Origin of the sequence: Butyrivibrio fibrisolvens, from assembly GCF_023206215.1 — a bacterium.
In the GTDB taxonomy this organism is placed as follows: domain Bacteria; phylum Bacillota; class Clostridia; order Lachnospirales; family Lachnospiraceae; genus Butyrivibrio; species Butyrivibrio fibrisolvens_C.
Genome location: NZ_CP065801.1, coordinates 61,262 through 77,071 on the forward strand (window position 1 = coordinate 61,262; position 15,810 = coordinate 77,071).

Annotated in this window: 16 protein-coding genes; 4 read left to right on the forward strand and 12 right to left on the reverse strand. The window is 34.6% G+C overall.

Annotated elements, in window-relative coordinates:
• Positions 1–93: 93 nt before the first annotated feature.
• Positions 94–366 carry a PqqD family peptide modification chaperone gene (locus I7804_RS17610; protein ID WP_022757278.1) on the forward strand — a complete coding sequence of 91 codons (273 nt, stop codon included), beginning with the start codon at positions 94–96 and terminating at the stop codon, positions 364–366.
• 27 nt (positions 367–393) lie between these two features.
• A complete protein-coding gene (locus I7804_RS17615; RefSeq protein ID WP_248406163.1) occupies positions 394–1,365 on the forward strand; it encodes a glycosyltransferase in 972 nt (323 codons plus the stop codon).
• Positions 1,366–1,400: 35 nt separating this feature from the next.
• Here the strand turns inward: I7804_RS17615 and I7804_RS17620 are convergent, their stop codons facing one another.
• Positions 1,401–2,654, reverse strand: coding sequence for a nucleotidyltransferase family protein (locus tag I7804_RS17620; RefSeq protein WP_248406164.1), 1,254 nt, complete (start codon positions 2,652–2,654; stop codon positions 1,401–1,403).
• A gap of 122 nt (positions 2,655–2,776) precedes the next feature.
• On the opposite strand from I7804_RS17620, the gene I7804_RS17625 reads away from it, so the two are divergent.
• A complete protein-coding gene (locus I7804_RS17625; RefSeq protein ID WP_248406165.1) occupies positions 2,777–2,929 on the forward strand; it encodes a hypothetical protein in 153 nt (50 codons plus the stop codon).
• A gap of 24 nt (positions 2,930–2,953) precedes the next feature.
• Here the strand turns inward: I7804_RS17625 and I7804_RS17630 are convergent, their stop codons facing one another.
• The 6 genes from I7804_RS17630 to I7804_RS17650 form a co-directional block, all read right to left on the reverse strand.
• Positions 2,954–4,588 carry an asparagine synthase C-terminal domain-containing protein gene (locus tag I7804_RS17630; protein ID WP_248406166.1) on the reverse strand — a complete coding sequence of 545 codons (1,635 nt, stop codon included), beginning with the start codon at positions 4,586–4,588 and terminating at the stop codon, positions 2,954–2,956.
• Positions 4,485–4,868 carry a hypothetical protein gene (locus I7804_RS17635; protein ID WP_248406167.1) on the reverse strand — a complete coding sequence of 128 codons (384 nt, stop codon included), beginning with the start codon at positions 4,866–4,868 and terminating at the stop codon, positions 4,485–4,487. Before I7804_RS17635 ends, I7804_RS17630 begins: the two co-directional genes overlap by 104 nt.
• Before the next feature lie 14 nt (positions 4,869–4,882).
• Positions 4,883–5,788, reverse strand: coding sequence for a hypothetical protein (locus I7804_RS17640; RefSeq protein WP_248406168.1), 906 nt, complete (start codon positions 5,786–5,788; stop codon positions 4,883–4,885).
• A gap of 16 nt (positions 5,789–5,804) precedes the next feature.
• Entirely contained in the window at positions 5,805–6,236 is a 432-nt protein-coding gene (locus tag I7804_RS17645) for a lasso peptide biosynthesis B2 protein (RefSeq protein ID WP_248406169.1), read from the reverse strand.
• Positions 6,237–6,335: 99 nt separating this feature from the next.
• Positions 6,336–6,461: a hypothetical protein gene (locus tag I7804_RS19005; RefSeq protein WP_282570545.1), complete on the reverse strand. Its 126-nt coding sequence runs from the start codon at positions 6,459–6,461 to the stop codon at positions 6,336–6,338.
• 114 nt (positions 6,462–6,575) lie between these two features.
• On the reverse strand, positions 6,576–7,793 hold the full coding sequence (locus I7804_RS17650) for a glycoside hydrolase family 5 protein (RefSeq protein WP_248406170.1): 1,218 nt from the start codon (positions 7,791–7,793) through the stop codon (positions 6,576–6,578).
• Positions 7,794–8,278: 485 nt separating this feature from the next.
• Here I7804_RS17650 and I7804_RS17655 point away from each other — a divergent pair, with 485 nt between their 5' ends.
• The gene (locus I7804_RS17655) at positions 8,279–9,376 is read left to right on the forward strand and encodes a polysaccharide pyruvyl transferase family protein (protein WP_282570548.1); all 1,098 of its coding nucleotides are present in this window, start codon (positions 8,279–8,281) and stop codon (positions 9,374–9,376) included.
• Between the two features lie 170 nt (positions 9,377–9,546).
• On the opposite strand, the gene I7804_RS17660 is transcribed toward I7804_RS17655, so the two are convergent.
• The 5 genes from I7804_RS17660 to I7804_RS17680 form a co-directional block, all read right to left on the reverse strand.
• The gene (locus I7804_RS17660; protein ID WP_248406172.1) at positions 9,547–10,857 is read right to left on the reverse strand and encodes a polysaccharide pyruvyl transferase family protein; all 1,311 of its coding nucleotides are present in this window, start codon (positions 10,855–10,857) and stop codon (positions 9,547–9,549) included.
• Between the two features lie 114 nt (positions 10,858–10,971).
• Positions 10,972–12,549 carry a glycoside hydrolase family 5 protein gene (locus tag I7804_RS17665; RefSeq protein WP_248406173.1) on the reverse strand — a complete coding sequence of 526 codons (1,578 nt, stop codon included), beginning with the start codon at positions 12,547–12,549 and terminating at the stop codon, positions 10,972–10,974.
• A 34-nt stretch (positions 12,550–12,583) separates the two neighbouring features.
• A complete protein-coding gene (locus tag I7804_RS17670) occupies positions 12,584–13,579 on the reverse strand; it encodes a glycosyltransferase family 2 protein (protein WP_248406174.1) in 996 nt (331 codons plus the stop codon).
• Positions 13,580–13,713: 134 nt separating this feature from the next.
• A complete protein-coding gene (locus I7804_RS17675; RefSeq protein ID WP_248406175.1) occupies positions 13,714–14,658 on the reverse strand; it encodes a glycosyltransferase family 2 protein in 945 nt (314 codons plus the stop codon).
• Between the two features lie 37 nt (positions 14,659–14,695).
• The gene (locus I7804_RS17680) at positions 14,696–15,661 is read right to left on the reverse strand and encodes a glycosyltransferase family 2 protein (protein WP_248406176.1); all 966 of its coding nucleotides are present in this window, start codon (positions 15,659–15,661) and stop codon (positions 14,696–14,698) included.
• Positions 15,662–15,810 lie beyond the last annotated feature (149 nt).

Here is a 15,810-nt window from a genome sequence, read left to right on the forward strand (position 1 = left end):
TTTAACTTGATATTTCTTTCACTATAATATAATATTGATTCGGCAGAAAATACAACTGCTAAGTGAAAATAGTTTTAGAAAATGGGGTTTGTGATGAACAAAGAAACAAAAATCAAACTGATCAAAAAAATTGATGTAACTGATATGGCCGGTGATAAGGTCATGATTGATTTTGAGAGCGGTAAATATTTCCTTCTCAGAGGAACAGCTGTAGATATCTGGGACAATATCCAAAGCGAAACAACTGTTGGAGATCTTGTAAAGACTCTCCTTACTATCTACGATGTAGATGAAGAAACATGCCTTTCAGGAACAGAAAAATTCCTTACTCAGCTTGAAGAGGCCAAATTTATTTCTTTAACCTAAACTTAAACCAGGCAGGACAATTCTATTATGAACAATACCAACGTTAAGGTCAGCATAATAGTTCCTATCTACAACGTTGAAAACTATCTTGAAAAGTGTCTCGATTCATTAACCGGCCAGTCGCTTAATGATATCGAGATACTTGCAGTTAATGACGGCTCTACAGATAGTTCGCTTGATATCCTTGAAAGATATGCCCAAAAAGATTCCAGGATCGTTGTATTAAACAAGCAAAACGGCGGACTTTCTGATGCCCGAAACTACGCTTTTCCATATATTCACGGAGAATACGTCGGATTTATTGACTCTGACGATTATGTTGATCCCAAAATGTATGAGACAATGTATAATCGCGCCATAGAAACATCTGCAGACATTGTAGAGTGTAATCTTCACCACACTTTTGACAACTACGAAGACACCGAGATAGGCAGGCATATTCATGATAAAGAAGAACTTATTATGAACGGCAGATCCGTTGTTTGGAACAAGATATACAAAACTTCATGGCTTTTAGAGACTGGAGTCAGATTTCCTAAAGGTCTAATCTATGAAGATGTAAACTTTTACTGTAAGATTGTTCCTTTTCTTAACAGGATTGAATATGTTGAAGACCCCTTTGTCCACTATGTTCAAAGAGGAACTTCCATCAATAACTTTCAGACTTTAAAGACAATGCAGATATTCGATATTCTTGATGACATATATGCATTTTATAAAGAAAAGGGATTTATGGACGAATATAAGGATGCCTTGGAATTCCTGTATACCAGGATCCTTCTTTGCAGTTCCTTATCAAGGATGTCCAGGATCAAAGATCCATCTGACAGAAAGAAAGCTATTTCAGCTAACTGGGATAAGCTTGTAAGTACTTTTCCAAACTGGAAAAGTGGTAAATATCTCAAACAATACAAAGGGAAAAATGCAGCCTTTATGAAAGCAATGAACCCGCTTACTTATTCGCTTGCAGGTTTCATTCTTCCTATAGTAAAAAAATAGCAGCTATCGATCACTTAGATCGTAGCTGCTGTTTTTTAGTCATTATTTAATAGTCCAAGTTCATCCATAAGGCTGATCCTTCTATCTCCTACGTCAATCTTCTCTCCTACACTGAAGAATTCATCTTTATGGTCTTTTCTTCTAATAAGATACTTAATAGCTCTATGAACCCATGCAATTGGAAGGAGTATGGGATGCTTTCTAGCATATAAGTATGTTTTGGGCAGCGCATCAAGGGATGGGAAAACCATAGCAAGCCTTCTTCTGATACCGGCTTTAGGTGCTTTGGCTTCGCCCGTAAAATAAGACTCCATTGCGCCCATTATCTGCCACCCTGCTCTCTTTTCTTTGGATATTCCAACATTAAGAAGGTCTGTTTTAAGATCTTCTACGCTGTGATCAAGTGTTATTGTATGGTTTTCAAAGACCTTGTCATTCATTTTGAGCTCATCAATACATATCTTGAAAAAAGCTTCTACAAACTTAGTATATCCAAGCATTTCTATATGTTTCCAGAAAAGATTGAAATCTATATCTTTAAAATACCTGTTTACAAAAAGTGTTGTATCTATAAGGTATCTGATTCCGATTCCTTCAAGGCTAAAATGCTTGATGATATGAAAAAGCTGATACACAAGATGCTTTTCATGACCAAGGGTATTTACTTCTATACCACATGCTGTAATCCTTATATCAGTCTCCGGGCAGCTAAGCTTCATCTTGTCTAGTATATCTATTCTAGGCCCTGTATAGTCCTCCCAAAGCCTTGTATGAAGCTCTACTGTATGACTTAGTTTCTCATTGTAGTACACCTGAACATGATTTTTTGAATGCTCAAGATTCTTCTCATATCCAGACTCAATCAAAAGCTGTTCGGCAGCCTCTTTTTGTTCTTCGCTTACAAGAATATCACTATCGGCACTGGTTCTTTCTGCATATTGAGGATAAAGGTCTGCAAGAATGATGCCTTTAAAGAAAACCAGTCTTATTCCTCTAGACTCAGCTTCTGTACAGAGTTTTTTAATTCCATAGTTTTTGGATAATTCTCTAAACATGACAGCCTGTATGTAGCTGCCATAATCTGACATCACCTCATCTTGTATGGTCTTTTTCTGATCATTATATTCCTTTAATGGTTTATACAAAAATGCAGATAATGAATTCTCCTGAATCATCTTCTTGAGTGTTTCAAAATCAATCTCATCTTCATAGTTCCCACTATCAGGTCTATCTGTACCATACAGGTGAGCTCTGCAAAGCATAAATAGGTTATCGATTGTTGTTATCATAAATAATACCCCTAACAAAATTCTTACAATTATGTATGTTTTCTTTACTTAGATAAGTAGTTTTAATATACTTATAAATGTCGAACGGAAGTTCACAAATAATACAAAGGAGGACGTATGAAATGAAGGTTTGGAATGCACCAGTTATGGAGTCTCTTGAGATCAATGAGACAGCTAAGGGCGGTAGGAAAGTTTCTGAGCACGATGGTTTCATTAACTATTCTCACAATGGTTTACCAGCAGAAGAGTATGCTAGCGGCCCAGTTGCTAAATAATTCTCGTCAAGTTAAGAAGGAGATTTAATCTCCTTCTTTTTTTGCGCTGTACTTACTCAAAAACACACCAAATGAAACAATCTTAGCCTTCCAGTCAATATTATCCTCATCGTTCGGTTCATCTATCTCAGCTTTTACTAGATTTAAATCGTAATACTTACCCAGACTATCAGATACCAATTCTGAGAGCTTTTTTACTTTTTTGACTCCATACAAGTCTAGTCGAAAAACAGCATCTGCACTTTGCCTTCCTCTAAATCTGGTATTGAGTCTGATCTCATCAGGTACAAAATCTTTTAGATATTCTCTAACTAGTCTTCTTTCAACTCCATTCCACGCAAAGCATTTGTACGGCAACGAAAGGCACAGCTCCAACATTCGCTTGTCCATTGAAGGATCTCTCATCACTACTCCATAATACAGACCATCTTTAGTATTTACGATTCCTGTCAATTGCAATATTCCGGTTGCAAATACTGAATTTTGATATGCATCTCTTGTCCTTATATTACCGGTCATTCCTCTAAAGAGTTTATCCCATTCAGATTCTATATCGTATTTATTAAGATATTCTTTTTTGTATCCTCTTTCATCGAAGATCACCTCTTGTTTTCTAAAACTCGAAATGAATTCTTTCAAAAAGCGCTTGAAATACCTTTTCTTGATAATTCCCTCTTTCTTAGTAAATGTCATAAACTGCTTGTATGCCTCGATAAAATGAAAGCCCTTTATAAGCCTTGCAAGTGTATTCTCCATATATCCAAACGATATAGTGTCATTCCCATAAGCACCACTAAGAATAACTTTAACGCCTTGCTTCCTGGCCATTATAAAACTGTCGCGAAGCCATACATAATTTATCAATGACTTAAATGGCAATTCCAGATAATCACACAGTTCATCTACATGGGTCAAACAGTTTTCACCATCACATGATAGAAACTCCGGCTTTATATTTGGAAAATGATTGCAAAACATCATAACATCTTTTGATTCGTCTTCAATCTTATAGCCATTGGTTCTGCCATTTTCATCGACATATTTTTTAAGCGGAACCGAAGTATATGAGTAAAGATTCTTGTTTTCTTTTTCAAGATATTTTGCTGCTACACTTCCAACTGCCGTAGAATCCAGACCGCCGCTCAATAATATTCCGCAGTCACCGTCTGTTCTTATCGCATCTCTTACACATTTAAAGAATGTTGTTCTAAATCCCTCTTTACATTTTTCATCATCGTATTTTTTATTTTCTTTAATCTTCGAAAGAGGGTCATAATATCTGACTTTTTCTACTTCTATGCCTCTTTCATTCTTTTTAACAACAATTCCTGTACCATAAGGTAGTATTTTTATACCTTCAAATGGCGTAAGTCCATCAAAAAGAAAACAATAAGCAAGATCCATTGACAAAGACGTTCTTATCCACTTATCGCAAATGTCTATTTCAGAAACTGCATCCGTTATAGATGACGTCAAAGTTGAGAAGTATACTTTACTCCCACTTTCATAATAGTGTATACATCTTGAAGATAAATGATCAGTATATAATCTGAATTCATTTTTTTCTTTTATCATATATTGCAAATGAATAAAGCCCCAAAACATGATCACCAAACTTTTCTCCCCACCGTTTCCAGGCGTTGAAAAGAAGTTCACCATCAGACGATGATTCTTGAGACAAAGTCTCCTTGATCAGTTCCTCACGGTTATCCAAAAGCACATCTGCTGTAAAAAATATATCGTCCTGTACTATTGGTAGCCTCTCATATTGCGATTCCTTAGTAATGTACTGTAATCCACATGCCATATATACATTTTCAAATAGAACGCTTTGGCTCTGATCGATTCTGTATTTTTTTGTACATTCGCTCATTTTATCAGGGATATCTGGATCTACAAAAGTTCCTGATAAATCAACGCATCCCCATATAGCCGACATCTTGTTTTACTCCGTCACACATTACTCTCTATATAATCAAGTATTTCTTTAATCGTATCCTGAGTTTTGTTCCTGCAAATTTTATGTACGGCTATCTGGTTGGATAATCCTATGCATCTGAACATATCATCAGGTTCTAACCTGAAAGTATCATTAAATAACCAATTGATGTAGATACAATCTGTAATAATCTTAAGCTTTTCTGCTCCGGTAATTTCTTCTTTTGTAAGAGCAGAAACATCTTGAACTTCTACTCTGAATAAAGCATCTACCTTTGCAGGAATGTCATAAAAATCATCTTTTCTAGATACTTCAAATTTATTAAGATCATATACTACCTGCTTTAAATTGGATGTATCAAGGCCATTTTTCTCTACCTGATCTTCACAGAGCTTTTGGGCCGGAAAAGCAGGGAAGGAGATAAACTGACCATCTTTTAAAGCTATACCTGTTACGTCATCAGCCATAAGCAAAGCTCCTCTTTTTATTAGTTCAGTAGTAAGAGTGGATTTGCCAGCTCCGCTATTACCTGCTACTATTACGGTCTTGTCTTTCATCCTAAGGCAGGCACCATGTATCATTATCATCTTCCTATACCATAAAAGAACTGCCAGGCACAAACCAGGAAGAAAAACAGCTGCATCATCAATAGTACCCTTGTTATATTCAATAAAATTGATCTTATTATTGTCATGAATATAGAATAGACCGGCACTGTTGTAAAACCACATCTCATCTTTTTTGATTCCTTTATAAAAACCTTCATCTATCTGGGGTTTTATGAAATCCGGTATTCCGCCATAAATAATTTCTATATCAGGTGCCTCAACTTTTTCTTCTAATCTGATAAAGTGTGGAAATTCATAGTCCGATGCAAGTGTAAGTCCATATATTTTGTAATAATATTTTTTGTCCATCATTATAGTCCTTTACTTTTTAATAAGTAGCAAACTTAGCTACAGTTGTATATCCATCGCCGCTTCCACCTGAAGCCCAAAGATTACCGCACCGTAGCCAGGCGTGAGCTTCAAGCTTACCTTCCTGTGTAGTGACGCCAAGGTATATCGTACATGGGATATGTTTTTTTATTAAGAATCTCCTTAATGTCATAGCTCTTACAAGGCACTTCTCCTCCCAAGGAAGCCTTTGCGTAATACGATTTATATGAAAAGCGTATAGCTTGACCATAGAAATCTTTTCCCTGCTTTCTTCAAAAGGAGTCTCTTCGCCTCGTTTTCCAAGTCTTTCTTCAAGTTTTTTGGTCGATGTATGTTTAACAATAAAGCGGTAGTAAAAAGAATAAATATACGCCTGTATTGTTACTGTTTTTTCTTTGTTCTCAAATAAAAAAGATCTTACATTTATCATATGAACACCTATCAATATAATTGAACCAAATCAAATTGTGATAAAAACAGTCTGTAAACTAATCAAATAACAAACTCGCTACTTTTTCACTATAATTGTTCAATTCATTTTAAATTCAAAATAATTGTCTGTTACACAAGTGGAAAAGGGTTTCTTTAGAATTTCAAGTACCCTGTTAGAAGTTATTATTCCCCCAAAACCAATCGCCCCAAATATTGCAGACATATTCTTGCTCCAAATAAAAACAATCCTCCAAAAACGGTGTAATTTTAGCATAAATAATATACTCCGTCAATGAAAGATTGTAGTAAACTAGCGTGTTAGAACACGTTTCCTTTTTTAGTTTCCATCTTTAAGCGCATCTGCTATTTCAGGAAAATACCACTTAAGGTTTTTCCTATCCATTATTGCAAAGTTTTTAATATCAGATGCTTTTTTGGCATTAGATCCGTCATCCCATAAAATAGGGCATGCTCCTATTTCTGCAGCTTTTTTTGCATAATCGGAAGTATAAGCAGCTCTGTCAACCTTACTCTGCCCTGATGAGCCAAACTCACTTATAACTATTGCATATCCTCTATCGTATAGTTTCTTTATGGATTCAAATCCGCTGTCAAGCTTATCATAGCCTATATATCCATGAACACCGACCAAAATTCTGTCTTCCACTGTATCTTTTGGAAGTTCAAAATATTCAATATTCCTATCGTCACAGGATGCTGCATATGTATTGACCAAGAGGAATCTTGTTGCATTATTGGAACCTGTACTTCTTACAAGATCTACAAATATCTGATTCCAGCTATTAAATACTTTTAAAGAATCAGCCGGAACATTCTCCCATCTGTTCTTATCATCGACCATTTCATTAAAGCCTTCGAGGATCAGGTGGTCATCGTAGTCTTTGAAGTAAGTTGCAATCTGCACGATCATATTGGCAACACGCTCATGATTGTCATTATAGCTTTTATTGGAAGCCTTGATCCAGCCGTCATTGCCTGTATCATGATGGATATCTATAATACAGTACATATCGTTATCTATTACCATATCGACAACTTCAGATACCCTCCCCAGCCAGTTAGGGTCAACATTACCTTCTGCATCTATATGATTCATATATGTTACAGGGATTCTGATAGTTCCGTATCCTTCATCGGCAATCATTTTGATAAGGCCTTCTGTAATAGACACATTCCCCCAGGTTGTTTCATAATTTTCTGCGTCTGATGCAATTTTAAACTTTTTATTCCAATCGCATACATCAAGGGAGTTACCTATGTTAATTCCTACTCCCATTTTTTCAACGAACTGTCTTGTCTCAGATACTTTTGTAGTATTTTCCTGCTTAGATGTCTGTGTAATATTAGTGCTGCTATTTCTTACAGAACTATAGGTATTATCTACTGTATCAGCATTTCTTGTAATTTCTGAAGCCTGAGCTGTCTCAGCAACAACTTTCTGCCAGGGAAAGCCAATATATGCTACTAATATAGCTATAAAAGCTATACTGATTATAGCTACACATGCCATTACAATTCCAATTTTCTTCTTCACGCCATTCTCCCAACTAGTCTTTTTTATTTCAATAGCCAATAAAGCTTTTGATCTATAGCATTACAGATATACAAGTGTGTACTCGTACATATTTGATCAAATAACAAAGGATATAGATTTATATACATGAACTAAAGTCAAAAAGCATTGTAATCATTGTCAAGATTTTATGACAATCCGGATAAATTCATAGGCAAGTAATTTGATCTATATAAATGAGTCAGTATACTAAATATAATCCTTAAGAATCTATCATCTTTGAAATATAATTATCACATGTCTTATGATATACTTTTCCTTGTTATTCATAAAAACAACCGTTTATATATTATACACAGTTATAATCATTTTTTCTACATATATTACAGAATTGTTACTTTAATTCACATATTTGAGTTTCGTTTTTGCTTTATATAGAAAGCTAAAATCCCGACTCTTAATAATCGTTATCTAATTAGCGGAGAAATTATGTCAAAAAAATACAAATTCGAGCATACCTCAATAACAATTTCGGAGACGATCTTTTTGTTAAATTGATATGTGACAGATACCCAAACGAGAAGTTTATCGTGCTTGGAGATTCAGGAAATGATCGCAATCTCAAAGATATAGCCAACCTTAACTATATCAAAACAGATAGTTTATTTTTTAAGGTTATTAATTCCATTTGTATTAAATGGCAAAAACTCACTAATACTTATAAAGGAAATTATAGAAACCTGTTCTTTATAAATCTTTTCAGCAGATTTTGTAAAGATAATATTTTTATAGTAGGTTCATTTTTCGTAGAGACTGATAGATGGGATCACATGTTTGATGAGCCATGGTATAAGTCTCACCCTTACATAATAGACTGTAATTTTGGTCCTTATACATCAGAAGAATATTACAAGGAACACAAAAGATGCTTTTCTATGTGCAAACAGGTTTCCTTCAGAGATATTAAATCCTATAATCTATTTAGTGATCTGCCTTGTGCCTTATATGCTCCCGATGTTGTATATAACTTAGATTCATCTGATCTGCAGGATGATGGATACTATCTGATATCAGTAATGGATTTTGCAAATACTGCAAAGTCCAAGGAAGCAAATTCTTATCATGATTCATACAAAGCCAAACTTCTTGAGGTTGTTTCAAAACTAGTTGGCATGCAGAAACAAGTTAAGCTCCTTGCTCTTTGCGAAGAACAAGGAGACTATAAAATCGCAAAAGAAATTGAAGACAGCTTGAATTCTCCTTACATAGAGAGCATTAATTACAAAGATATAGGGCTAGATGCCACTATAAAACTGTTTAAAAATAGTCACTATATTATCGGTACAAGATTTCATTCAATTGTTCTGGCTATATTATTCAAGAAAGATTTCTATCCGATAATTTACAGCAATAAAACTGAAAATATGCTTGCTGACATTGAATTTACCGGAAAATCATCACACCTTTCCCAGGTTAGTAACACGCTTGCTGATGATATGCTTAGTAATAGTTTTAATATACCTTGTGACAAACTTTCTGAATATATTAAGGCTTCCAGTCTTCACTTTACAAAACTGGATGAAGAGCTCAACCTGATAAAATAAAACACTAAAACTTCCCACTTGGACGGGACGGCATCCAAGTGGGAAGTTTTAGTAAAATATTGAAAACGGATTCCAATGAAGCTCCTAGCCTCATAAGAATCCGTTTTTTGATAATTTCTCTTATGACATACTATCATTATATATTTTCATGATGAGTTAAGAGGTAGCGTTTAGCTACCTTTTTTAATGTGTTTTCTGTAAAAATTAAATGAAGAATCAACCGCAGTATATATTGCCTTATGCCTAGTTATCTTATCGTTCATGATATCTAAATACTTTTGGTTCACTACATGTGGCAATTTCCCATTATGATTACTTGGCATATCTATAAAGATATTTTTTTGATTTATATCCTCAACCAGATCGCACTTTCGAAGGAAGTTCTCATATTTATCAAATAATTCAGGGAACTTTTGATTAAATCGAGAGTAGTCCAGTTTCTCATATATATCATAAATATCTTTCTCTCTACTAAGTTCATCATCAGTAATAGTGGGAATGTTATAATACTCTGCTATCTCTCTGGTCCTACAATCACAGATATGTACCATTGCTGGTATTCCCGATAGAATTGATGTTATATTACCGTGAATACGAGCTCCAAACGAGAAATTATAATCACTATTCTGTAAATACTTTATCCAATTTGGTATATCTGCAAAAAGAAGAAGCCTTTTATCTGATACCAGTTCAAGCCCTAAAAGCCCTTTATCCTTGATTCTCTTTATCATCTCTTTGGTTGCAAAAGAAGAATTATCAAAATAATCAGGCTGATACAGATATCTGTAATAATGATCCTGGTCTATATATATGCTGCCTTTATATTCATCAAATATACTTTTATAAAATTTTGTATTCAAATGATAGTTCTGACTATTGACTACTGCTTTGAATTTAGTACGTTCTACTTCTGATTTGTTAACTATAATATTTCTTCCCATCTGATATAATGATGGGCATCCTGCTACAACAGCCTGAGGAAAACCTAGTTTGTCAAAAAACTCTTTAGTAATATAACCTCTTAAGCAGAACTCTCCACCTGTCTTATAAACAGTATCAATGAATCTTGCTGAAACTTTTTGGATTTTGGAGACAAGAGCATCCATGTTCTCCATTTTATCAAGCTGCAAACCACAAGATATGACATATACAGGTACTTTCAGCTTATCAAACACCTTTGTAAGTCTTACCATCTCATCCATAAATTCAACAGAGAAAATGTTAGCACAAGGCATAAGAACGCCATCAAATCTGTTATTTATTTCTTCAGGTGTCATTTCTGTGTTTTTAAATTCGTATTCTATATATGGTGTGCTGATTTCGGATACTATTCCCTCAAACCATACCTTATTGCCCCAGTTAGGGCAATTACCATTTCTCTCCTTCAAAAGAAGGTCATACAGTATAGAATAGTCTGTATTATCAAATATTCCATACTCAATCTCGTTTATATCAACGTATATCAATATTTTTCTAGGCACTAAAAATCTCTCCAGTTTCTATCTTTTTTCAAACTTAAACTTCCCTACTTGACTGTTATCATCCCTCATAATAGAACTGCAAAATATGGTTTTCGTTTTAATAAGACGTGCTATTTAATTGCCGTTTATAATCAGATCAACAAGTTCTTCATTGGGCCATGACAGTGTTTTTCTGTCAAATATTGCCATCTCTTTGATATGGCCGTTATCCCACCATATTGCCGGTATCCCCAGAGCTTTCACATACTCCATATACATACTGGCACCTTCAATTCTGTTATCTCCATCTTTAGAGATCCAAAATGCCCATTCTCCGATTATGACATTATACTTTTTGGTAAAATCTGTCATTACTGCAAAGTTTTGATCCATATTGTCATTGTTAAAATAGCAGTGAAGTCCAACCAGTATCTTGTTATTCGCAGTATCAGAAGGAAGCACAAATGCATCAAGGACCTTCTTGGTTGGCATTGCAGCATATGTATTAACAAGAAGATATCTATCTGCATTATTACCTTCTGTAGTTCTAACTGTATCAACAAAGAGCTGATTCCATCTGTTCATAACGCTTAGATCTTTGTCAGGAATATAGTCATCCCACTGACACTTATCATTGACCATCTCATTGAAACCTTCAAGGATCAGATGATTGTCTTTGTCTTTAAACTTTTCTGCGATCTGTCTGACCATATATTCAACTTTTGTCTTGTTGTTTTTATAGTTAGACTCGGAAGCTTTGATCCATCCGTCATTACCGGTATCATGCTGAATACTCATGATTACATACATATCATACTTTAAAGCCCAGTCAACTACTTCTTCTACCCTGTCAAGAAAGGCGGGATCTATAGTTCCTTCATCAGACATATGGTTAAAATATGTAACAGGTATTCTTATGGTCTTAAAACCTCTGTCACTGATTGCCTTGATCATATCTTCTGTAGCAACAGGATTGCCCCAATATGTTTCGAGCTTGGATATCTCTGAACTTACATCATAATAAAAGTCCTCTAGCTTAAGGTCTATCTCAATCTTTCCACCTATGACGTCTCCTGTAGTCTTTACGCCGTCAAATGTTGACATAGGCTGATACAAATACTGCGTAACATCATTTTTGATCGTAAGCTGATGAGTTCCTACCAGACTACTCATGGTATATTTGGCACCAGTTGCTGTTGTAAAGGTTGCATTCGTTATACTGCATGTAAAAGCTTTATTTTGAGCATTACTTTCATGAGATACAATCTGAATTGCAAAGCTATCACAGATAGTGTTGTTCTCTGAATTAAGCGATTCAATATTCCATACAAAATGGAGTGATCCGTCATATGAAAAATACTGATATGATGATGCATTCCATGTACTGTAGGGATTTGTAGTATATATTGCCGCAGCCTGATAACCTATAGCCTTATTAGAACCTATCGCGTCCCAATCACATACATCCAGATCATTACCAAGGCTCATACCATTGCCCATATCCTTGTATAATTCTTCTACAGACATATCTTCACTGGCATATACGATGCTGGGATTCTGAGTGGTGGCAACAACCTTATCTGTTTCAGTATTTTCTGTATCTACAGTCAGATTGTTAACATTTCTTCCGCAGGCAAGAATAGAGCATGATACTGCTATCATCACCAGCATATATATTCCTTTTGATAAAAAATCTGTTTTGATCCTACTCATATTTACCTCATGTCACGAGTCATTACGATATATTTTAAAACATTGTATTTCTAAAATGATAAACTAAATGATAGCATCTAAGTTTGAACAACATATAAAACATTTTCTGCCTTGGCCGTAAAAGCTTTGTCCTTATTTCTTTTAATGTCTTTACAGCAAAAGGATCTTTACGGATCGCTCTTAGCTCTTTAACGCATTCTGTTACATTTCCATGTAGATAAGAATTTGTAACAGATACATAAATTGCATAAAATGCTGACGCAATAAGGCGGTCATTATCTTTTATATTATGAGTTTTAAAGTACTCTTCAACCATCTGGTGACGCTTTTTAAGCATATCCCACATCCCATTTCTGTATCTTCTTGTAAGAGACTTTACATTATCTCTGTAGTATACCAGTTTATCCTTAATAAAGACAATTTTATTAACGTTTTCACATACATACATCTGGAAGATATCATCCTCTGTATATACTTCTCTTTCAGAGACAAAACATTTATCTGTTATACATTCTCTTTTATAGAGCTTACCCCATACATATCCGGGAAAATTCTCATAACCGGGAGCATATATTTTACCAATGATTGGCAGAATATAATCGTTCGTAATATTACCATCAAGTATCCTATCAGAAATAGGGTATGTGTTTTCTATAATCTTTCCGTCTTCATCTCTATAATGACCGCAGATACTCATATCAGCACCAGCATCTGTAAGTGCCTTAAAGAGCTTTTCTACATAATCCTTCGTTACATAGTCATCACTATCAATAAAAGTGATATATTCTCCCTTTGAAACATCAAAACCGGCTTTTCTGGCACTTGTTAATCCTCCGTTAGGTTTATGAATAACCTTTACGCGCTTGTCCTTTTTGTATTCATCGCACAAAGCGGGGCTATTATCGGTAGACCCATCATCAACAATAATACATTCCACATTTCCGTAAGTTCCGGTCAATACCGTGTCTATGCATTTATCTAAATATTTCTCCTGATTGTATACAGGAATTATCACACTAACAAGTTCCATACTAAACCTTTTTATACTCTCCCAATAACGCATGTTATCAATTGCTATTTATGCCGCTTCTAAGACTTCACCGCGGCAACATGTTCTTAACAATCACAACAACCACTTTTTTGAATTACTAGTATTTATGATCATCACTTTTTTAATAATACATATATGCTAGGCATATAATAAAAAAATGTGAAGAATTTCTCTTTTTCATACCACGACTTTCTGTATAACTGTCTATATTTAAGATAAAGACTTCTCATTTTCCCACAAGAGATAAAGCCGCCTGTTTTTTTACAAAGGTCAACAATCCAGTACATATATGTTCGTCTTGGATAATCGCCAAGCTCAGGATGCCTGTCATCGATATATTCTATCTCCTTATCCAAAACCCAGAATACATCATCATAGAACTTCTTATTGATACTGTACGTAGAACTTGAAACATTGCCTCTATAATAATAATAAAGCTTCTCATCGCTAAATACTGAGATTTTCGCCTTATCGTAGATCCTGTACAGAACATGCAGATCTTCACAGATCCTTCCTTCTGGAAACTGTATTCCTTCAAAAAGCTCTTTTTTGAATAGTTTGCCCCACATGACAACATACAGTTCATCTTTTACCATATGTATATTTTTAATCATGTCAGTATTACTATACGAAAAGATATCAGGAGCAGAATCTGCTACTACGTCAGCTTGTTCACCAGTGAATGAACTATAACCGACAAAAGATATATCTGCATCTTTCTCTACTATCAGGCTATATAATCTTTCAAGCAGATTATCAGCTACGTAGTCATCCGAATCTATAAAGCAGTAATAATCCCCTGTAGCAATTTTGAGCGCATTATTTCTTGCAGCCGACTGTCCGGAATTCTTTTGATGGATTACTTTTATTCTATTATCATTACGAGCATATTCATCGCAGATATCTCCTGCATTATCAGGCGAACCATCATCTACAAGAATAAGCTCAAAATTCTGATAACTCTGTCCCAAAATGCTTTGTATACACCTATCAATATAATCCTGGGTCTTATATACCGGAACGACTATGCTGATCTTTGCATTTACTTCTTTTTTCATATCCCCTTTTATCTTTCCTGTATTTACTAATCTTCACTTAATAGTCTGTTTTCAAATATGCTATATAATACATTTTTAATAGCTTCTTTAATGGATAGTCCTTTGACACCTTTAAATACCTGATCTTATTTCTGAAAATCCTGATATATGTTTTGATCAGTTCTTTATAATCTTTGATACCTTCCTTTTTCATAATATCTATATTTCTCCAAAGGAAATACAAATATCCGTCTATTGCGATATCCGTAAGCCTCTGTTTACCAAGGCCATGATAAAAATCAATTCGATCTATTACTGCGCCCATGGAATCTTCCAGCTCTTTAATCTTAAAACCGCTATTAGTAATAGAATTCTTTCGAAGACGATAATAGTATAAAATATCAGATATATATACTACCTTTTGAACTTCATGCAACATGTGGTGATACACATAAGCATCTTCATGGATTTTACCAACAGGGTATTTTATTATGTCAAAAATACATCTTTTATACATCTTATTGATAGGTATAACCATTTTGACAGTATATTCCGCGGCGAAAGCTTCATCTTCCATTTCTTTTTCTGTAATAACCAAAGTTTCATGAGTTCCATTCCAAATATCTTCCGGAATTACATCCCCGTCATTAAAAGAATAATAATTACAAGCTACAAGATCTGCTCCGCTTTCAATCATTGTTTCATACAACTTCTGCAGGTAAGTTGGAGCCAGCATGTCATCAGGATCCACAAAGCAGATATAATTCCCCTTTGCAACCGGAATAGCTATATTTCTGGCATCTGATACACCGCCGTTTTCTTTATGGATTACAGAGATTCTTGAATCTTTCTGAACATATTCATCACATATTGTTCCACTTTCATCTGTTGATCCGTCATCAACTAAAATAAGTTCAAAATTCCTGTATGTCTGATTTATTACACTGTCAACACAAGCCGAAATATACTCTTTGACATTGTAAACAGGCATAATTATTGTTATAAGTTCATCTCTTTTTCCCATATATACCTCATGTTACAAATAAATCAACTATCGAAGATGTCTTTTGTAAATGCCTTATAACAGTTGTCTTATTCTGATATATCAAGCATTTATCGACTGACTATTTACATTTTCCTAAGTTGTTTACTATAACATATTGTCATATTTTG